The organism is Pseudomonas sp. B15(2017) (genome assembly GCF_002113215.1).
Lineage (GTDB): Bacteria > Pseudomonadota > Gammaproteobacteria > Pseudomonadales > Pseudomonadaceae > Aquipseudomonas.
Genome location: NZ_NEJZ01000008.1, coordinates 225,599 through 245,729, shown reverse-complemented (window position 1 = coordinate 245,729; position 20,131 = coordinate 225,599). Strand labels below are relative to the sequence as shown.

The 20,131-nt window shown below is 60.8% G+C and carries 18 protein-coding genes; 6 read left to right on the top strand and 12 right to left on the bottom strand.

All coding sequences use genetic code 11. The features are described 5' to 3' along the window. Position 1: 1 nt before the first annotated feature. From CAF73_RS14525 to CAF73_RS30195, 3 genes are all read right to left on the bottom strand, one after another. Complete coding sequence (locus tag CAF73_RS14525; RefSeq protein WP_085703070.1) at positions 2-1,132, bottom strand: acyl-protein synthase; 1,131 nt, start codon at positions 1,130-1,132, stop codon at positions 2-4. 15 nt (positions 1,133-1,147) lie between these two features. Continuing rightward, a complete protein-coding gene (locus tag CAF73_RS14520) occupies positions 1,148-2,395 on the bottom strand; it encodes an MdfA family multidrug efflux MFS transporter (RefSeq protein WP_085703069.1) in 1,248 nt (415 codons plus the stop codon). Between the two features lie 261 nt (positions 2,396-2,656). After that, positions 2,657-2,794 carry a hypothetical protein gene (locus CAF73_RS30195; RefSeq protein WP_176247735.1) on the bottom strand — a complete coding sequence of 46 codons (138 nt, stop codon included), beginning with the start codon at positions 2,792-2,794 and terminating at the stop codon, positions 2,657-2,659. 157 nt (positions 2,795-2,951) lie between these two features. On the opposite strand from CAF73_RS30195, the gene CAF73_RS14515 reads away from it, so the two are divergent. Further along, the gene (locus tag CAF73_RS14515; protein ID WP_085703068.1) at positions 2,952-3,140 is read left to right on the top strand and encodes a hypothetical protein; all 189 of its coding nucleotides are present in this window, start codon (positions 2,952-2,954) and stop codon (positions 3,138-3,140) included. Between the two features lie 18 nt (positions 3,141-3,158). Here the strand turns inward: CAF73_RS14515 and CAF73_RS14510 are convergent, their stop codons facing one another. Further along, entirely contained in the window at positions 3,159-3,536 is a 378-nt protein-coding gene (locus CAF73_RS14510; RefSeq protein ID WP_085703067.1) for a fe2+ zn2+ uptake regulation protein, read from the bottom strand. A 293-nt stretch (positions 3,537-3,829) separates the two neighbouring features. On the opposite strand from CAF73_RS14510, the gene CAF73_RS14505 reads away from it, so the two are divergent. Next, positions 3,830-6,172 (top strand): acylase, encoded by a 2,343-nt coding sequence (locus CAF73_RS14505; RefSeq protein ID WP_085703066.1) that lies wholly within the window; start codon positions 3,830-3,832, stop codon positions 6,170-6,172. Positions 6,173-6,233: 61 nt separating this feature from the next. On the opposite strand, the gene CAF73_RS14500 is transcribed toward CAF73_RS14505, so the two are convergent. After that, positions 6,234-7,235, bottom strand: coding sequence for a FecR family protein (locus tag CAF73_RS14500; protein WP_085703065.1), 1,002 nt, complete (start codon positions 7,233-7,235; stop codon positions 6,234-6,236). A 154-nt stretch (positions 7,236-7,389) separates the two neighbouring features. Here CAF73_RS14500 and CAF73_RS14495 point away from each other — a divergent pair, with 154 nt between their 5' ends. Next, positions 7,390-7,659 carry a PepSY domain-containing protein gene (locus CAF73_RS14495; RefSeq protein ID WP_007957544.1) on the top strand — a complete coding sequence of 90 codons (270 nt, stop codon included), beginning with the start codon at positions 7,390-7,392 and terminating at the stop codon, positions 7,657-7,659. A gap of 54 nt (positions 7,660-7,713) precedes the next feature. Here the strand turns inward: CAF73_RS14495 and CAF73_RS14490 are convergent, their stop codons facing one another. Further along, positions 7,714-12,522, bottom strand: a complete 4,809-nt coding sequence (locus CAF73_RS14490) for a dermonecrotic toxin domain-containing protein (RefSeq protein ID WP_085703064.1) — start codon at positions 12,520-12,522, stop codon at positions 7,714-7,716. Between the two features lie 191 nt (positions 12,523-12,713). Here CAF73_RS14490 and CAF73_RS14485 point away from each other — a divergent pair, with 191 nt between their 5' ends. Further along, positions 12,714-13,745: an Ldh family oxidoreductase gene (locus tag CAF73_RS14485; RefSeq protein ID WP_085703063.1), complete on the top strand. Its 1,032-nt coding sequence runs from the start codon at positions 12,714-12,716 to the stop codon at positions 13,743-13,745. A 57-nt stretch (positions 13,746-13,802) separates the two neighbouring features. On the opposite strand, the gene CAF73_RS14480 is transcribed toward CAF73_RS14485, so the two are convergent. Further along, on the bottom strand, positions 13,803-14,120 hold the full coding sequence (locus tag CAF73_RS14480) for a YqjD family protein (protein WP_085696402.1): 318 nt from the start codon (positions 14,118-14,120) through the stop codon (positions 13,803-13,805). Between the two features lie 153 nt (positions 14,121-14,273). Between CAF73_RS14480 and CAF73_RS14475 the strand changes: the two genes are divergently transcribed. Continuing rightward, entirely contained in the window at positions 14,274-14,528 is a 255-nt protein-coding gene (locus tag CAF73_RS14475; RefSeq protein ID WP_007957535.1) for a hypothetical protein, read from the top strand. Here the strand turns inward: CAF73_RS14475 and CAF73_RS14470 are convergent, their stop codons facing one another. Then, positions 14,529-15,443 carry a LysR family transcriptional regulator gene (locus tag CAF73_RS14470; RefSeq protein WP_085696400.1) on the bottom strand — a complete coding sequence of 305 codons (915 nt, stop codon included), beginning with the start codon at positions 15,441-15,443 and terminating at the stop codon, positions 14,529-14,531. Positions 15,444-15,527: 84 nt separating this feature from the next. Here CAF73_RS14470 and CAF73_RS14465 point away from each other — a divergent pair, with 84 nt between their 5' ends. Then, positions 15,528-16,451: a carbon-nitrogen hydrolase family protein gene (locus tag CAF73_RS14465; RefSeq protein WP_085703062.1), complete on the top strand. Its 924-nt coding sequence runs from the start codon at positions 15,528-15,530 to the stop codon at positions 16,449-16,451. Here the strand turns inward: CAF73_RS14465 and CAF73_RS14460 are convergent. The 4 genes from CAF73_RS14460 to CAF73_RS14445 all read right to left on the bottom strand — a co-directional run bounded on the left by CAF73_RS14460 (position 16,441) and on the right by CAF73_RS14445 (position 20,099). Next, positions 16,441-16,995, bottom strand: a complete 555-nt coding sequence (locus tag CAF73_RS14460) for a GNAT family N-acetyltransferase (RefSeq protein ID WP_085703061.1) — start codon at positions 16,993-16,995, stop codon at positions 16,441-16,443. The genes CAF73_RS14465 and CAF73_RS14460 overlap by 11 nt on opposite strands. A 52-nt stretch (positions 16,996-17,047) precedes the next feature. Beyond that, complete coding sequence (locus CAF73_RS14455) at positions 17,048-17,521, bottom strand: LEA type 2 family protein (protein WP_085696396.1); 474 nt, start codon at positions 17,519-17,521, stop codon at positions 17,048-17,050. 69 nt (positions 17,522-17,590) lie between these two features. After that, entirely contained in the window at positions 17,591-19,057 is a 1,467-nt protein-coding gene (locus tag CAF73_RS14450; protein ID WP_085696394.1) for a nucleobase:cation symporter-2 family protein, read from the bottom strand. A gap of 142 nt (positions 19,058-19,199) precedes the next feature. Next, positions 19,200-20,099 carry a LysR family transcriptional regulator gene (locus tag CAF73_RS14445; RefSeq protein WP_085703060.1) on the bottom strand — a complete coding sequence of 300 codons (900 nt, stop codon included), beginning with the start codon at positions 20,097-20,099 and terminating at the stop codon, positions 19,200-19,202. Between the last annotated feature and the right edge of the window lie 32 nt (positions 20,100-20,131).

Below are 20,131 nucleotides of genomic sequence, written 5' to 3'. Positions count from 1 at the left end.
ATCAGTGCTTCCCCAGCAGTTCAGACGCGGCCATGGCGCAGCTTCGGCCGGCGGTGGTGGCCGCCCGGCCATGCAGTTCGAACCAGTCCACTGGCAGCCCGCAGCCGCAACTGTCGCCGGGATGCAGGGTGGCGAGGTCACTCATGACCACCGCGTGCGCCGGGCTCGACGAAATGTAAGGCGAGACAAAACTCAGCAAGCCTTGACGGCCATACGGCAGCAGCGAGAAGTCGGCGGGATCACGTACCAAGACCTTCGAATAGACCGGTACGTGGAAGTGGTGGTCAGCGCACTCGAGGTACGGCACTGCATGCTCGACCGCGCCGTAACCGTCACGGCAGCGGGACACCTCGATGCCCAATTGGCGGTAGATCCGCTCGTACAGTTGCCGGCGGGGAATCTCTTGCGCCGCCTGGGTTTTCCAGCCGCCGCCAAACAGCGCCAGCGAACCTTCTGCCAGTTGCAGATCGGCCACCCCGGTGGCCTGCATGCGTTGCAGGGTCTGCCAGAGAAATGCGGGGAAACCGAAGATTCGTACCGGCAAGCCTTCCTCGGCGAAGGACTGCAGGGCGGCGATTACGCCAAAGCTGTCGAATTCATGGCCGTTGCCCGTACGGCGCAGTGCATAGGCCACGCGGTTGACGGGGGCGAAGCGGCACAGGAACTGATCGGTGAAGGACGTTCCCAGGCTGATGCGTCCTTCGGGTTCATAGCTCAGCAGCAGGTAGTTGCACGGCGTGTCCGGGGTGGCCCAGGCATAGTGCCGGAAGATTCGTTCGACCATGTTCTGGGCCGCGCTCAGGCTGCGTTCGTCATAACGCATGCGGCTTTTCTCGCCGCTGGTGCCGGAGGAGGTGAGCTCCCGAGCGTCCGCTGCGGTGGAGCTGAGCAAAGCCTGGCGCTTGAAGTAACTGGCGAAAACCGGCGGGAGTCGCGACCAGTCATCGAGGTGATCCAGATCGCCCACGGTCAGGCCATTGGCGTTCAGCCAGTGTTCGTAGCCGGGTGTGTGCTGGCAGTGAAACCGGCTGATCTCGGCCATGGCCTGGCTGAACAGTCCGTCCGGCACGGAATCCGGGCAATAGGGTTGCGTCAACGCGCAGAGCGCGTCGCTGTGGGGGAGGTGGTTCATCAGGCGTCCTTTTCTTTATCTTGAAGAGGCGGAGTCTGTCGGGGCATGTGGCAGAAACCGGTACAGCAAAGGCAGGCTGAGCAAACCGCCCAGCGCCGCCAGAATGGCGAAGGATTCGAGACGGTTGCCGCCGCCGGTCGCAGCAATCAGCGAGCCACCGACACCCATCACGGCAATCGAAATCATGCCGATCGCAGCGGAGACCAGTCCTTTGCTGTCATCGCTGGAAAACAGAGCCAGCCGGTACAGCGCGGCGTTGCTCATGCCAAGCCCGACGGCATACAGCGCAAGACCGGTCATCAATCCGGCAAGGGAAAGGCCGGTCAGTGCGGTGGCTATCAAGGTCAGCAACCCCAGGCAGAACGGCCAGAGCGCCAGACGAATCAATTGCGGCAGATCCCGCGAATTGAGCAGTCTGTCGAGGATCAGATTGCCGACGATCACCGCCGAGAACACCGGAATTTGCCACAGCGCATATTCGCGGGTCGTCAGGCCCAGCAACTGAACCAGCAACAGCGGCGCGAGACCGATCCAGGCAATCAGCGGCAGGCTCATCAGACCCAGGGCAAGGCAGATGCCGACGAACCGTTGATTGCGCAGCAGCGCCACGTAACGGGTCCTGATCTGGCGGAAGGAGAAGGGGATCGGCGCTTGTTGACCGCCATCGTGGCGGACAACGCCGATCGTCTCCGGCATGCAGGCATACAGTCCGATCCAGGTCAGTGTCGCGATCAGGCCCAGGCCGAGAAACAGCTCGCGCCAGCTCAGCCACTCCAGCAGCAGACTGCCGAGCAGCGGACCGAGCAGGGGCGAAAGCAGGGCGACGTTGCCCAGCAGTGCCATCAGTCGCACGGCATCGGCCTCGCAGAAGACTTCCTGAAGGGCGGGATAACTGACCGCCACGACAAATCCCAGGCCCATGCCTTGCAACAGTCGCAGGGCGTTGAACACTTCGATGCCGGGCGTGGCGACGGCCGCCGCACAGGTCATGCCGAACAGCGCACAACCGGCAAGCAACAGCGGGCGCCGGCCAAATCGGTCGGACAAAGGCCCGATCAGCCATTGCAGGCAGACGCCGCCGATCAGATAGAGATTGAACGCATTGGGAATGTGAGCCGCATCGGCTTCCAGATCCCGGGTGACGGTCAGCATGGCCGGCATGACCATGTCGCTGGCCATGTAGGTCAGCCATTCGAACAGCGTGATGGCGAGACAGAAGCCGAGCGCCTGGAGTGGCGGGAGGGGAATGAGAGTTCGTTGCATGCGCTTTCACGATCGTCGAGAGGTAGCGCAAGAGTAGGGAGGAGCGGGGAATGTCCCTAAGCCATTGGTGTGACGGTATATGACGAGGTTGTGCGTAATGTTACGGAGGGCAGCATTCCTACTTGAGGAGGCGAAGACTCCTATACCGGTAATCGCCGATCCATAAAAAACGCCCACATTCCTGCGGGCAATTCTCCTGACGCTTAAATCCGTTGTTGCATTTGAACGGATGGACGCTGGCATCCTTTCCGCGAGATTGACTTAACGATGGTAGTAATAGCCCGGGCCAGGCGCGTAGTGGCGATGATCGCCATGCCAGCCGCCGTGGGGAAAGATGATGCAGCCGCTCAGGGCGAGCAGTGCAAGGACAGGAATCAGCCAGGTGATTCGACGCAGCATTTCAAAGATCCTCATGGTTGACGCCGCTTGAAGCCAAAGTTCTTCATCGGCTGTAACATGAGACCCCGTTAACGGCGGCGCATCCCCGTCAAACGGTATGCGCATGGCATCAACGCCGATACAAACCCGATACATTCCAACGGTTCAGGAACCTGTAATGACCCAGAAGCAACGCTTGATATATTCGATTCTGATCGCTGTCGCCGTACTGCTGATCATGCTCGGCCTGTCCTGGCTGCAAAACGCCGGCAAGCTCAGCGAGCAAACGTTCCAGTACATCGCCATCGGTGTGGCGGTAGTGGTCGTGGTGATCAACGGCGTGATGCGCCGCAAGGTCAAGCCCTGACGGCGTCTGCCGCGTGCATCAATCGCTGTTGAGCACGGCGGCAGCCTGGGGATGGAGGCTGTAGCTCTTGTCGTCGTTGAACGTGATCACGCCTTCGGCGCACAGGCGCTTGAGTACTTCGCGCACGCTGAGAAAGGACAACGGAATGTCCAGATCCAGCAGTTGGCTATGCACGCCACGCACACCCAGGCGACGGTCGTCCTCGGCGGCGACCAGCAAGGTGTCGATGACCTTGAGGCGAATCAGGCTGGTGCGCAGGCCGAAGCTTTTAAGCAGCAAGCGGATGCGTTCATTGCCGTGACGCTCGACCCGTTGCCCGAATACGTCGGCGTGCGAACCCATGGGCGCTCCTTTGGGGGTCTGGCTACCTTCCGATGGTAGTGGCGGGTTGTACATGCGATTACTCCTTTCAGAGCCTGATCAGGAAAGGTTTCTTGTGCTCTCTCTAAACAAGACGTTTCAGCTCGACAAATCATGAAGCGAAAAATGTAGAAATTTTGTCGTCGTTTCGTCTTTTCCCCGTGATCACGGCGCCAAACGGGTGTGTGACCGACTAAATTTTTTTCCGCGGCTTCGTTTTCTGAACAGGCTCATTGCGCGTGACGCGTGGGTGATTTCAGAGCGAGCCGGGCCCGACGTGTTCACGGTGGCGGGTGGTTCGCTCTTCGGCATTTCGATCAGGAGCGAGCGTGACTATTTCCAGGCAATTCACCGGACTGACCCTTGCCGGCCTGTTTCTCGGGCTGAGTCTGTCGGCGCAGGCGTTCAGCCCTTCCGCTTCCGGGCAGGCCGGCGCCGATATCCGTCGCACAGGTTATGGCGTACCGCACATCCGCGCGGAAAACGAACGCGGGCTCGGTTTCGGCATCGGTTATGCCTATGCGCAGGACAACCTGTGCCTGCTGGCCAACGAGATCGTGACGGTCAACGGCGAGCGGTTACGTTACTTCGGGCCGGAGCAAGTGACGGTCGAGGAGCGCGAGAACCGCGTCAGCGATCTGTTTTTCCAATGGCTCAACACACCCCAGGCAGTGAATGCCTTCTGGCAGGCGCAGCCGGTCGAAGTGCGTGATCTGGTGGAAGGTTATGCCGCCGGCTACAACCGTTATCTGGCCGAGCGCCGCCAGCAGGGGCTGCCGCAACAGTGCCAGGGTGAATGGGTGCGCGATATCGCCGCCGAAGACCTCGTGAAGCTGACCCGGCGTCTGCTGGTCGAGGGCGGTGTCGGGCAGTTCGCCGAAGCTTTGGCGGGTGCAACACCGCCGCAGTCCACAGCGCAGATCGAAAACGATGCACGGGCTTACCAACTGGCGGACACGCGGCTGCAACGCTTCGCCCTGGACCGCGGCAGCAACGCCGTGGCGGTGGGCAGCGAGCGCTCGTTCAATGGTCGCGGGATGCTGCTGGCCAACCCGCATTTCCCGTGGGTCGGCGGCATGCGTTTTTATCAGATGCACCTGACCATCCCCGGCAAACTGGATGTGATGGGCGCGGCGCTGCCGGGCCTGCCGATGATCAACATCGGCTTCAACCAGCACCTGGCGTGGACCCATACCGTCGACTCGTCCAAGCACTTCACCCTGTATCGCCTGCAACTCGATCCGAAGGATCCGACCCGTTACCTGCTCGACGGCCAGTCCCTGCCGATGAACAAGCAGACCGTCACGGTGCAGGTCAAACAGGCAGACGGCCAGGTCGTGCCGGTCTCGCGGGATGTGTACAGTTCGCAGTTCGGGCCGATCGTACAGTGGCCCGGCAAACTCGACTGGAACAATCAGTTCGCCTACAGCCTGCGCGATGCCAACCTCGAAAATGACCGGGTGCTGAAGCAGTGGTACGCCATGAACCGCGCCGGCAATCTCAAGGATCTGCAGGATTCGGTGCACACGATCCAGGGCATCCCGTGGGTCAATACGCTGGCCGTTGATGACAAGGGCCAGACGCTGTACATGAACCTGTCGGTGGTGCCGAACGTCAGTGCCGACAAACTGGCCAAGTGCAGCGACCCGCGCATCGGCCTGCAAATGATCGTGCTCGACGGCTCCAACAGCGCCTGCGCCTGGGACATCGACCCGCAAGCCGCGCAAAAGGGCATTTACGCCTCCAGCCAGTTGCCGCAGCTGTTGCGCAAGGACTTCGTCCAGCACTCCAACGACTCGGCCTGGCTGGCCAACCCGGCGCAACCGCTGACCGGTTTCTCGCCGCTGATCAGTCAGGAAGGGCAGCCTCTGGGCCTGCGCTCGCGCTTTGCGCTGGATCGTCTGGCGACGCTGGACAAGAAAGGCCCGCTGTCGGTGCAGGACCTGCAACACATGGTGATGGACGATCAGGTGTTCCTGGCAACTCAGGTGATGCCGGATCTGTTGAAGTTCTGTGCCTCGCAGTCTGAGGCGGCGTTGAAATCGGTGTGCAGCAGTCTGAAAGCGTGGGACAGCCGGGCGAATCTGGACTCGGGCATCGGCCTGGTGCATTTCCAGAACATCATGCAAGCGATGCAGGAATCGCCGCAGGCCTGGCGCGTGGCGTTCGATCCGAAGGACGCGCAGCACACACCGCGCGGACTGGCCGTCGAAAATCCCGACGTGGCCAAAGTGTTGCGCGAGGCCATGCTGGCGTCGGCCGAGTCGGCGACAAAAATGGGTCTGACCGAGAAAAGTCGTTGGGGCGACGTGCAGGTGGTCAGCAGTGGTGGCCAGCAAACGCCGATTCACGGTGGCCCGGGCACGCTGGGCATCTACAACGCCATCCAGAGCGTGCCCCGTGAAGACGGCAAGCTGGAAGTGGTCAGTGGCACCAGTTATCTGCAAGTCGTGACGTTCGATGACAAGGGGCCGCATGCCCAGGGCCTGCTCGCGTTCTCGCTGTCCAGCGATCCGGCATCGAAATACGCCCGTGACCAGACCGAGGCGTTCTCGAAGAAACAGTGGAGCGTGTTGCTGTTCACCGAACAGCAGATCAAGGCCGATCCGCAGTATCAGGTACAGACCGTACGCGATGATCTGGAAAAAGCAGGGAAAGTCGCGGCGCAGTAATCAGCCGTCCGAGGGACTGACACCGTAAAAGCAGAAGGCCGCTCCCTCACGGGAACGGCCTTCAGTTTTTTCGCGGTTGTTGCGGCATCGGATTGATCACCGGGTTGCCTTCCTTGTTGCGGGTCAGGAACACCGGCAACACCTTTGGCATCGAGCTGGCGAAACTGTTCAGCTCCTTGATGTTGTAAATGCCGCCCACCCGGATCGCGCCGGTCGCGCTGTCGGCGAGCATCAAGGGTTTGTCCAGGTAGCGGTTGATCATCGGCAGCGCTTCGTTCAGCGACAGGTTGTCGAGAATCAGTTTGCCGCTGCGCCAGGCCAGAGAAGTGTCATTGGCATAGGTCTGGCTGATTTGCGGCGTGAAGTCGCCGTGCCTGTAGCGGGCCTGCATGGAAGGGCCGAGGCGCAAGCCATCGCCCGACAGTTGAGTATTGCTGGTGACCAGTACGGAACCCTCGATCAGGTTCACCTTCACCTGATCTTCGTACATCCAGACGTTGAAACGGGTGCCGGTGACGCGGATTTTGCCTTCTGCGGCCCTGACGACGAACGGATGGCTCAGGTCATGGCTGACTTCGAAGAAGGCTTCACCCTTTTTCAGGGTGACGCGACGCTCGTCCTTGTAATTGCTGTAGGTCAGCTCGGTGTTGAGGTTCAGCTCGACCTGACTGCCGTCAGCCAGCGTGACATGGCGCACATTATCGGTGGCAGCAAAGTGTTGATAGCTGTCGGGCAGCCAACCCAGATTCCATCCGGTCCAGGCCGCCAGCGGCAGCGCCAGAGCGCAAACGGCGGCGGCTACTGCGTATTGGCGCCACGTCCGGGCCGGCGCAGTCTTCGGTACAACCACCGCAGGTTCGGGGCGCGGCAAATGCTCGGCGACATCCCAGATCTCCAGCATCGCCTCATACTCGAATGCGTGAAGCGGATGTGCATCGCGCCACTGTTCGAACGCCTGCCGCTCTTCAGCGGTGCAGTCGACGGCGTGCAGACGCATGCACCAATGCGCGGCGGCATCGGTGATGGCATCGTATTCGGCTTCCGAGAGGGTGTTCTGGGTCATTGACTCTTCCTGATTTCGCGCATTCTAACCTTGAGGGGAAGGCGCCGAGAACAACCGTCATGGCATTTACCCATCAAACGTTGAACTTTTTTCCGCTCAGGCGCCCCAAAAACCAGGACGTCCCATGAACCCTTATCTCTAAATGGAGTGAAAAATGATCAAAAGAACCTTGGCCGCTTTCGTCGCAACCGCCAGTCTCCTGAGTGCAGGCGCGGCGCTGGCCGACCGTCCGGGCGCTGGATGGATCACTATCGAAAAGGCTATCGAAATCGTTAAAACCAAGGCCGGTTATGTCGAGGTCTACGAGATCGAGGCCGACAACAACGGCTATTGGAAAGGGGAAGGGCGCAAGGCGGACGGCGTGGTGTACGAGTTCCGTATCGATGGCGCGTCGGGCAATGTCTTGCGTGATCAGAAAGACTGATCCTGAGGCCGTTGCCGGAATGCGCAGGTGATGAGCCTGCGCATTTTTTTTGGATCAAGGGGACGGCACAACCTCCAGCTGCCGGCCGACTTCGCAGATCAGCTGCGCGATCGAATCGGCGTTGTGCAAGATGACACCGACGCGGGCATCTGAAGACTGCCGATCCAGGAACGCATCGCGCGCCTCGCTCATGGTGGCGCTGCCTGTCTGCCTGAAAATCTCCGCCGCCGTGGTCTGTTTCTCCGCAATTCTGTCCAGGTCGATCCAGGCCGCTTGATTCGGGCTCCACTCTGCAAACAGTTGTGCACGGGGCGTGGCCAGTGACAGCGCGGTTCTTCGTTCGTCCTGCAGATGATTGAGCAATCTTTCACCGTCGGGGGTAGCGGAAGATATCAGGTCACAGAAAGGCTCACGCGCCCTGACCGTCGCGATGTCCCACGCATTGCTCAGTTGATGGGCCAACTCATGTATCAGGGTTGCGGCTTGTGCATGGCCGTCAATATCAAAACCAGATGCAGTGACGGGAACATAGTCCCCCAGATCCTGATTGAAAAAATGCTGGGTGAAATGGACTTTGTTCTTCAGGTCGCCATCGAGGACAAACGCAATCACGTCGTGAAACCATCTGGTTGAGCCGACGATGAAGCGGTCAGTGTTGAGCAGGTCGTCTGCCGGATCTACCAGAGCCTTGCAGATGGGCAGTATTGCGGCGTTTATCCTGGACAGGATCTGCGTCGTGACGCGTGGGACATCAAAGAACTCCATGAGAAACCGGTTGACCCGCCCACCGGGCACGACGTTGATGTCCAGAATGGCCAGATTGTGCAGGCAGTTGAATGCGTAATCCCGCGCCACCGCCACTGCATGTCCCAGTATCCGGGCTTTTTCAGGGTATCTTCGACTGATCTCTTCCATGCCGTGCGCTTCGATGTTGAGCATCATGCGGCGCAGGTGCGTGTACTGTTTGTGCACGATCATTCTGGAATAGGCCTTGCCGTAATGAACGGTCTGACCCTCGGTGATCCGGACTGTCCGTGAGTCGGTCTTGCGCAGCAATGGGCCGCGAACGTCATCCTTTGCCAATTGCCAGTCCGCTCCGTTTTTGACGACCCGGTATACCTTGCCGTCCACTGCGGCATAGCTACGGTTGTTGGATGTCTTCTGGTACACGCCCTGAGTCGCGCTGTAGGTCAGATCCTTGAGTGCGACGTCCATTGCTTCGAAAGGCTGCAGGAGGGTGCGTTGAGGTGACGTCGTTTCGATTTCCGACAGATTCGGAACCACAGGTTTTTCGATCTTCTGCGTGCCGGAGGCGATCGTCTGCTGACCGACATCGGCGCCAACCGCCTGTTCAGCGGACGTTTCGGACAGCATCCCGACGGTCACCATATGTTCGGCGCCATCGATAAACGACTTCAGCGCCTTCTTCCAGTGATGATTCTGCAAGGCCTCGGCCGAATCCTTGAAGGCATCGTAGGCTTGCCAGAGAAAGCGTCCGCAGGCGAGTTTGCCCGGCAGCACGTCCGCGACCTGTCGGATGCCGTCGCTGAACAGGGCTTTGGCGTTTTCCCAGTCAGACTGCCCGTCGCTGTCGTTCTGCGAGTCGAGCATCTGTTTCAACAGATCGAGATTGTCCTGATACAGACGTTCCAGCAGGTTGCCGCCAATCGGGTGGTAGTCCAGCGTCATTTCGCTGATCTGTCCCAGAGTGCTGGCAAACAGACTGCGGAAAATCGCTCGCTGAGGTTGCGGCAGGCGACGAAGCAGCAGGTTTTGCAGCAAACCCGGCATGTTCAGCGCGCTGATCAGACTTTCTTCATCGGGAAATTCGTGAAAGGCCTGCTCGGTGTAGGGGCTGTAAAGCAGCCGAGGCCCCTTGTGCCCGGTGCCGGGGGCCAACACATACAGTCCGCATGCTTCGACTGCGGCGGCGCCGACTGTCTTTATCAGCGACAGCGGGCACACCATGGCCTGTGCACCGGACACGGCAGCACGGGCGATGGCATCTGGCATGTCCAGGGCCTGGCGGATGTAACTGAATGCCGTTTCTGACAAATGCTGCTGCAGTTTCAGCGCGTGAGCATGCTGCAACAACTGCCAGGGTAATTGACGGAAGAAAGTCTGCTGCCGCGCGAGGCCGGCAGTCGTATTCGTCGCCAGTGCCTGCCTGACCTTTTCGCTGTAGGTGGCAGGAATCTCGAGCGATAGCAGCAGTTGCGTCACTGCACTTTGATCGAGCCCCTTGGGCAACGCGTTGGCGGTTGTCGATGCCACCTTGAAACCGGTGCCTTGGGCGATATTGATGTGATTGAGGGCAAACTCGAGAAGATTGCGGGCCGGTCCGGCCAGGGCCAGGTTCGGCGTTATCCGGATGTGGCGAGGGTTGAGCCCGGTATCCGGGAATCGCCCTTCGAGCAATGACGTCAACGTCTTTTCGACATGGCTGACCAGAGTCGGCACACCGCTCAGGTAATCCTTGTCGTCGACGACGCTCTGGCGCCACTGCTCCAGGAGTTCGACGTGCAGTTTCTGTTCGGCGAGCGACGCCATGCCGAGCCAGGCAGGATAAGTTTGCCGGGAGACGATTGCCCGGGCATGAGCCGTTGCGAGCTTCAGGTTGGTGTGAAAAGTCGACTCACCCAGCGTTGTCAGCGCCTTGTCGCGCTTTGCCGGATCCTTCACGCGGGTGCGCACCTGCTCGCAGCGCCCGAGAAAATGCTCGGTCGCCGATTGCATGCGGTTATGCAGCACGTTGTGTTCGATGAACTGAAAAGGCCCCAGGGTATAACGCTGATGCAGCTGAAACTGTGCAGGCAGAATATTTTCCAGCAGCGACAGGCGTTGCACCTTGTGCAGCAAGCGTTGCTCGAGCTTTTGCCGGGCAATTGCAACGGAGTCGAATACTTCAAGCCCGAGTGCAGGTGTCCACAACACTGCACGACCGGAGTGCTGGACGTCGAGACCGCCACGCTCGGTCATCAGCAGGCAGTGGGCGAGTGGCAGCAGCTTCTGCTGGTCGCCAGACCGTAGGGTGAGCCCATAGGCGTCGGGGCGAAAACCCTGCAGCGCCTGGCGTTGCGCGCGGGTCGGCTGGTCTGGATTGCACACGGCATCGACGATCGCCCGTACCGAGGCTGGCAGTGTGCCGTTCAATGCTCGCAGCCGGGCTTCGCCAGTTACGCCGATAGACCAGGCATGCGCCAGGGTTGCCTTCAGGTTTTCGAGAAGCGACCGCTGAGCCTCCTGAGTGGCCATGGGTTGGGTCTTGAGTGTCTGGCGAAGCGGCGCTTCAACGCTGCTGAACGTCTTGATCGCGGCGCGCGCCTTTTCCGCCAGAACCATGGACGGCTGTTGATTGCCCGAAAGTACCGGGTGCGTGCTCCAGCGTCCTGCGCTGTCGAGCTCGAGCAAACGCGCATGAATCATCGAGCGGATGTCCAGGCTCTTATCGAACAGGGCGTGCAGATTCACCGCGCCATCGCTGTGGCGAAACACTTGCAGGGCGTATTCGATGTTTTGCCGCTGCTTGGTGATGATCCATTCGAAGAGGATCTTGAAGACTTCTCCGACGATCCGCTCTCCCGATACCTGCGGCTGGTCGAAACCGAGAAACCGGTTGCGCTCTTCCAGGCTGAGCAGGCCGTAAAGCTCGTCTTCATGGCCCTTGGCAATGAACTTGCTCTGCAATGTCTGTTTCAGGTCGTTGTAATCGGCGAGCACTTGCAGGCCCTGCACCGGGGTGTAAAGAAAGGCCTGGCTGGCGCTGATCATCAGCGACCCCGCCAGTTCGACGTAATTGGCTTCGTGCTCCCAAAGACGAACGGTTTCGGTGACGGGGCGCTGCGGGCCTTGTGCATCGTGCGACATCAACTGATGCAGTGCGCTGAACTGAGTTGCATCGAGAACGCCGTTTTCGCGTTTGATCATCCATTCGCTGAGCGCCTGGTCCTCCAGAACGTTGGCGAAGAACGCGCGTCGCGTCGAACCGTCGGCAGAAGCCGCGTCCCAATAGTGTTCCAGCTGCCGGAAAAGCAGCGCCGGCAACTTTCCGGACGCGCTGGTGACAGCCTCTTCCCATTGCGCCTGATCGCCTGTGGCGGCCGATCTGTCGGGGTGGGAGAACTCTCGCAACGCAGTGGTCGGCCATTGTTGATGCCGGTAATGCAACAGCACTGCATCGCTCAGGCTCATGGAGTCGAGCCAGTGTCTTGTCAGCGCGGTGTCATCGTCCTGGGTGTAGAAACCGACGCGGGTACGGTTTTGCTGCAAGCTGCCGAAATGCGGTTTGAGCAATTCATCAAGGATGTTTTCCAGCAGGTGACTGAGCGTCGGCAGCTTTTCCAGCTCCGCCCGCATGGCCTGTGCATTCAGAATCTGCGCCTGCTGGATGGCCGTGGTGTTTTCATCAAATACATCGCCATCGATGATGCTGAAGGTCACCGTGATGTTGTCGGCATCGAACAGCCGCTTGCGTTGCGGCAAAGACAGGAACGCAAACAGACTGGCCTGGTCATCGGCATTGTTCAGGCGCCGCTCGAGCTGTTGTCTCAATTCGACGCGGTCACGGTATTTTTTCAGGCCGTCGAATACGGTGTAGAGGATCAGGGCGTTATCGACGGGCGTCTCGCCAAGAACGAACGCACCCGGCAACGGCAGAGGTATTTCACTGCCAACATTGAGCAGGATGCGCTCGGCGCGCATCGGCGGGGTCTGCTGGCTGCGCAAACTGCTGGAGGAGAGCCTGGCATGGGCGAGCCATTTGAATTCGGATTCGGACAGACCGTGGGCCTTGCCCAGTTCGGTCCATCGTCCGGGGGCGTCGAAGACTTCGGGGAACAACAACGGCTGAATGAGGGCTGACATGATTGAGTCTCGATGAGGGGCGCATGCTGGCGGGCGCCGGTGGGTCGAGACGCAAGGCTAGGGCGGGTGAAGGCGACGAGGGTGGTAGATAAATATTGCGGGGTTGACAGGCAACCGGCCAGCCGTGGTTAATCCTCAGGCGGGTTGTTTGTTCGCTGTTGTTCCCTCCAATAATTACTCTGGAGCTTCAGATGTCTGCGCCACACGATCATGCGGTCTCGTCCACGGTTTCGCTGGACGAGCTGACTCAATTGCTGGAAACGATTTTCACCCGTCACGGCACCTCGGCCGAAGTCGCCAGAACGCTGGCCGCCAATTGCGCCAACGCCGAGCGGGACGGTGCTCACAGTCACGGCGTATTCCGGATTCCCGGATATGTCTCGACGCTCAACAGCGGCTGGGTCAACGGCAAGGCTGTGCCAAAGGTCGAGGATGTGGCTTCAGGTTTCGTCAGCGTCGATGCCGGCAACGGTTTTGCTCAACCTGCGCTGGCGGCGGCCCGTGCATTGCTGGTTGAAAAGGCCCGCAGTGCCGGGATCGCCCTATTGGCGATCCGCAATTCCCATCACTTTGCCGCGCTGTGGCCGGACGTCGAGCCTTTTGCCGACGAGGGCCTGGTGGCGCTGAGCGTGGTCAACAGCATGACCTGCGTGGTACCCCACGGCGCCGACCGGCCACTGTTCGGCACCAACCCGATTGCCTTTGCCGCTCCACGGGCCGACGGCGCGCCGATCGTCTTCGATCTGGCCACCAGCGCCATCGCCCATGGCGACGTGCAGATCGCCGCGCGCAAGGGCGAGAAACTGCCCGCGGGCATGGGCGTCGACAGCCTCGGTCAGCCGACCTGCGACCCGAAAGCGATTCTGGAAGGCGGCGCATTGCTGCCGTTCGGCGGGCACAAGGGCTCGGCGCTGTCGATGATGGTGGAGTTGCTCGCCGCCGCGCTGACCGGCGGCAATTTTTCGTTCGAATTCGACTGGAAGAACCATCCGGGCGCCAAGACGCCATGGACTGGCCAACTGCTGATCGTGATCGACCCGAGCAAGACCTCCGGGCAAAGCTTCGCCGAACGCAGTCAGGAACTCGTGCGGCAGATGCACGGGGTAGGGCTCAAGCGCTTGCCGGGAGATCGGCGGCATTTGCAGCGGGCCAAGTCATTGGCCAAAGGAATCGAACTGGATCAGCAGACCCTGTCACAGTTGCGAGAACTGGCCGGCGAATGAGTGTTTGCCGGACATGAAAAAGGCGAGCCACCGAGGGCTCGCCTTTTTTGATCGCGCTCAGCGGCGACCGAGCAGCAATCCGACCACCAGACCGAAACCGGCGGAAATCGCCACGGTCTGCCACGGGTGCCCGCCGATGTAACTCTCGGTGGCGTCTACCGCGGGTTTGGTGCGGTCACGCACGTTGGTGACCGAATCCAGGGCCAGCTGCAACTTCTGGGCGATTTGACCGCGCAGGGTCTCCGCTTCTTCGCCGACCAGCGAGGCACTGCTCTTGAGCAGTTTTTCCGACTCTTCGATCAGCGCCTGAAGTTCGCTGAAGGCCTGGTCCTTGATTTGGTCTTCGGCGGCTTGAACGGCGGTTTTCCGGGCCATTGGGTGACTCCTTGCAGGTGAATGGACAGTGAACAATGGAGTGTGGCGTGTCTTGAAAAGTTGCAGCGATTTTCCATTCGGAGCAAAAACCTGCGTCAGAGGTTTCCGCCCAGCGTGTAAGATGTCGCCATTTCATGCAGCAGGTAATTCCCGATGAGTTTCAATCTGGCCGATAAATCCCTCGCAGAGCGCGCTGCGCTGGAAGACGAGAAATCCCGACTGTTCGAACTCTGGCAGAACAATCTGGGCAAAGCCAAGGGCGAAGCCGCGCGGTTGTTCGGCGAGCGCTCCAAGCGCAAGGGCAAATGGGCTGAATTCGTGCGCGCAGAACTGGACGGCATGTCGCCGCCAGAGTTCGCCAACATGGTGCGCAGTGAAGTCAATCGCCTGATGGCGGCCAACAAGTAATCACTCGGCCCCGAAACTGGTGGCAATCGCTTCACGTACCGTCAGCACCACCGGATCGATCTGGGTGCTGGTGCGCCAGCCCAGTTCGATCGGATAACGCGGCAACGCCAATGGGCAGGGCAGCAACGCCAGCCCGCTCAGCGAGGCAATGGCCTGCGCCGCGTGAGTGGGAATGGTCGCCACGGCATCGCTGCCCTTGAGCAGGTGCGGCAACGCCGCGAAGTGCGTGGTCGAGGCGCAGACCCGGCGACTGCGGCCCAGCGCCGCCAGCCCTTCATCGGTGATCCCGATAAAACCGCCCGACGACACCAGAAGATGCTCGCGGGTGACGAATTCCTCCAGATCGATCTGCTGCTGGCCCGGCGTCAGACTCGCCGGATCCACCAGACACGCGTAACCCCCTTCGCCCAGCACCTGACGACTGAGCAGCCGCTCGGCAAACCCGCCGGCGGTGATCGCCAGATCGATGCTGCGCTCCATCAGCGCCCGGGCGACGATCTGGCTGTGGGTCTGGCGGAAGATCAGCCGCAGTTTCGGTGCGCGGCGGGCGATTTCCTCGATCAGACGGCGGCCGTAAGCGATTTCGAAATCGTCGGAGAGGCCCACGGTGACCGAGCGTCCGTCGTAGTGATTGGCGGTCGGATCGACCATTGCCAGGCTTTGCCGGCATTTGTTCAGGGCATCGCTGACGACTGGTTTCAACTGATTGGCCTTGAGGGTTGGCGCCAGACCCCGGCCAGTGCGCACGAACAACTGATCGCCATACACCTCACGCAACCGCCGCAACGCTGCGCTGACCGCTGACTGGGTCACGCCCAGACGTAACGCTGCGCGGCTGGCGCTGGACTCTTCATGTAGCGCTTCGAAAACTTTCAGCAGGTTGAGGTCGACGGTCGCGATATTCATATGGTTCATATCAATCAGCAGTGGATCGGTCTTTATTCATGATCCCGTGGCGCTGGAGAATGAGCAACACCTGAACTTCACGGAGTGACCGCCATGCCCAAATCAATCGTTGCCGCCCTGCAGATCGGCGCCTTGCCCGGTGGCAAGGCTGAAACCCTGGAACAGATCCTGAGCTGGGAAAGCGCAATCATCGAATCCGGCGCCGCGCTGGTGGTGATGCCCGAAGCGTTGCTTGGCGGTTACCCGAAAGGCGAGGGCTTCGGCACCCAGCTGGGTTATCGCTTGCCGGAAGGCCGCGAAGCCTTCGCCCGTTATTTCGCCAACGCCATTGATGTGCCGGGCGCGGAAACCGAAGCGCTGGCCGGGCTGTCGGCGCGCACCGGGGCCAACCTGGTAATCGGCGTGATCGAACGGGCCGGCAGCACCTTGCATTGCACCGCGCTGTATTTCGACCCGCAGGCAGGCCTTGTGGCCAGGCACCGCAAGTTGATGCCGACCGGCACCGAACGGCTGATCTGGGGCAAGGGCGACGGTTCGACGCTGCCGGTGCTCGATACACAGGTCGGCAAGCTCGGTGCGGTGATTTGCTGGGAAAACATGATGCCGCTGCTGCGCACGGCGATGTACGCCAAGGGCATCGAGGTCTGGTGTGCGCCGACTGTGGACGAGCGCGAGATGTGGCAGGTCAGCATGCGCCACATCGCCCATGAAGGGCGCTGCTTTGTGGTCAGCGCGTGTCAGGTGCAGGCCTCGCCGAATGAACTGGGCGTAGATATCGCCAACTGGCCGGGGGATCGACCGCTGATCGCCGGCGGCAGCGTGATCGTCGGGCCGATGGGCGACGTGTTGGCCGGGCCGTTACGCGGCGAGGCCGGCTTGCTCACCGCCGAGATCGATACCGATGAACTGGTGCGGGCCCGCTATGACTACGACGTGGTCGGCCACTATGCACGACCGGATGTGTTCGAGCTGAGCGTGGATGAGCGCGCCAAACCCGGTGTTCGCTTCACCGCTTGAGGCGTTGCCGTTGCCACTCCTCACGGGTGATTTCCCAGATTTCCCGTGGGAAGCGGCCGCTGACGAAGTCATCCTCGTCGGTGCGGATCAAGCGCATGCCGGTGCGCTCCGAGAGCTTGCGCGAACCAAGGTTCGGCGCGGCTTTCGGCACGCGCATCAACGGTTGATCGAGGGTTTCGAACCAGTAGCGGGTCACGGCTTCGCTGGCTTCGGTCATCAAACCCTGGCCCTGCCAGGCCGGGGCGAGCCAGAACCCGCGATGGTTGTCCGGCTCGTCCATCAGGCTGATGTTGCCGATCAATTGCTCAGGTGCCGACTTGAGACGAATCGTCCAGTGCCACTCTTTGCCCGCCGCAATGGCAGGCAGCGCAATGTCGCGCAGATAGGTGAGGGCGCCGTCGTCCGGATACGGCCAGGGCACGAAGACGTTCAGATAACGCACCACTTCCCAATGGGGAAATTGTTGCTGGATGGCCTCGGCATCCGCCAGCTCAAGCGGGCGCAGAATCAGCCGTTCGGTATACAGCGTGGGCGTATCTTGCATAAACCAGCGACTTCCATGTTGTTGACGGTGAGCGCTGCAGGCTACCGCATCTTTACCAGGTTGCGGCACTGGCTCGCGGCAGGCTGAGTTTGCCGCTGTCGACAAAACGCATGGTGCCGAAAACGCCGCCCGCCAGTTTGCCGCGCAGCACGTAAGGCAGGTTGTCGAGGGATTGCGTCTGGCTCAGGCCCAGGGTCTGGCGCAATACCGAGAACGCCGAAATGCTCACCGGGACGCTGACAATGGTTTCGGAAAACCGTGGAATCGAACCGCTCTGATCGCTCACACCCGACGCCAGGGAATGCCCGTTCACGTCAAGATCCAGCGCGATGCCGTTGTAGTCGATGGCGGTTTCATTGGGATTCTGCACCCGCAGCTTGATCGCGAAGCGCACTTCCAGATCCTGGCTCGGCAGCGGTTCGAGGCCGACCACGTTGATGTTCACCGGGTCGCGGTTGGGGAACAGCGCACAGGCGCTGAGGGAGAGCAGAAGCAGGGACAGGATGACGGCATGGATACGGCGCATTGATGCTCTCTCATTGAAAAAGGGCTGAACCGCTGCCGGTATCAGCCCTTTTTCATCGAGCGGACAAGGTCAACGGTTCAAGTGTGCGACAGCGGCCTTTGATGCGGGTTCAGCTTTGGCCGGCAGGTCGGGGTTTTCCATGACCTGAAGGATAGAGGCTTCCGGGTCGAAGTCATCTTCTTCCAGTTCGATGAATTCTTCCGGCAGGAAGATGTTCAGCACGATCGCACACAGCGCGCCAACGGTGATCGGCGATTCGAAGATGTTGCGCAGCGCCTGCGGCAGTTCACGCAGCACTTCCGGCACGGCGGCAATGCCAAGGCCCATGCCGACGGAAATTGCCACAATCAGCATGTTGCGCCGATGCAGGCCGGCTTCGGCGAGGATCTTGATCCCGGCCACGGCTACGGTGCCGAACATCACCAGTTCGGCGCCGCCGAGCACCGGTTTCGGCATCAGTTGCAGCACCGCGCCGATCATCGGGAACAGCCCCAGCACCACCAACAGCCCGGCGATGAAGAACGCCACGTAACGGCTGGCAACGCCGGTGAGCTGAATCACCCCGTTGTTCTGGGCGAAGGTCACCATCGGCATGCTGTTGAACACCGCGGCCATGGCCGAGTTGAGGCCGTCGGCCAGCAGCCCGGACTTGATCCGGCGGATGTACAGCGGGCCTTTGACCGGTTGCCGGGAAATCATTGAGTTGGCAGTCAGGTCACCGGCGGCTTCCAGCGGCGACACCAGGAAAATCACCGCCACCGGCACGAACGCCACCCAGTCGAAGTTGAAACCGTACTTGAACGGCACCGGCACGCTGACCACTGGCACTTCCGGCAGGTTGGCAAAATCCACGGCGCCCATCAGCCACGCCACCACGTAGCCGAGGGTCAGACCGATGACGATCGCACCCAGGCGCAGGAATGGCACGTCGACCCTGTTCAACACCACGATGGTGGCAAGTACCAGCGCCGCCAGGAACACATGGCTGCCCGCGCCCAGATCCGCCGCGCCGAAGCCGCCGGCAATGTCGGTCATCGCCACTTTGATCAGCGACAGGCCCATCAGGGTGATGATGGTGCCGGTCACCACCGGGGTGATCAGCATGCGCAGCTTGCCGATGAACTGGCTCAGTACCACTTCGATGAAGGCAGCGAAGAAGCACACGCCGAAGATCGTCGAGAGGATCTCATCGGTGCCGCCGCCCCGGGCCTTGACCATGAAACCGGCGCTGAGAATCACGCTGATAAAGGAAAAACTCGTGCCTTGCAGGCACAACAGCCCCGAACCGACCGGGCCGAAGCGTTTGGCCTGAACGAAGGTGCCGAGGCCCGAGACAAACAGCGCCATGCTGATCAGGTATGGAATTTCGCTTTGCAGACCGAGGGCGCCGCCCATGATCAGGGTCGGGGTGATGATGCCGACGAAGCTGGCCAGCACATGTTGCAGGGCGGCAAACACCGTTGCGGTGAAGTGCGGACGGTCGTTGAGGCCGTAGATCAGATCGTTGTTGCGCGGGACTTTTTCAGAGACGGTCATGGTGGTTTGCGTGCCGCAATGCGGGGCCGGGTCGGAAAATGGGTGCGCAGGATGCCGCAAGCGAGGGGCGAGGGCAACGCATGATCGTTCCCACGCTCTGCGTGGGAATGCAGCCGGAGACGCTCAGCGTTCCAAAAAATGATCAGGTTCGACCAAAGGCTGACAGCAGGTCTTCTTCAAAAGCCTTCTGCGCATCTCCCGGCACCTGCGCCCGATGCCGGGCCAGATGGAACGCCACGTCAAAGCTCAACTCGCCTTCGCGCACCGGGCGCAACAGGCCTTTGTCCTGCCATTGGCGGGCGTAATGGTTCGGCAGATAACCGACGTGTTTGCCGGACAAAATGAAGGCGAGGGTGCCTTCGACCTGTTCCGAACGCGCCGAACAGACCTTGCCCTGAAACGGCTCGTCACTGCGCAGAAACCGGTAGGGGTGATCGACCCGGTCGCAGGCCTGCAGCGCCGCTTCATCGGGAGCATCGTTGGTGAACAGCGGATGGCCCGGCGCGCAGTACAGATGCTGTGTTTCGCTGAACAGTTCGCGGTAGTCGAACGCGCTCTCCACCTGGGAGAAGTAACCAATGGCCAGGTCCAGCCGCTGTTGCAGCAACAGACGCTCCATTTCGCCGGGCATGGCGCTGATCAGCTCGATGCGCACCGATTCGTCCCGCTCGCGAAAGCGCCGGATCGCCTCGGCCACCCGTTGCAGCACCGAGTGATCGACCGCCTCCGAGAGGCCCAGCCGCACTTCACCGATCAGGCGCCCGGCGACGCCGTTGGATTGATGGCGGAAGGTTTCGATCGAGTCGAACAGGCTGCGAGCGGCAATCAGCAGTTGCTCGCCTTTGGGAGTGAGGCTGAAACCGCCCTTGCCCCGGTTGCACACCCGATAGCCAAGGCGCGTCTCTAGGTTGGCCATTTGCTGGCTGATGCTCGACTGGCTCAGGCCCAGCTCACCCTGCGCGGCGCTGAAACCGTTGGATTCGACCACTCCGAGAAACAGCCGCAGAAGCTGAAGATCGACATCGTGGAGCTGGCCGAGCATCACATTACTCCTGGATAAAGTCAGGTTAACAA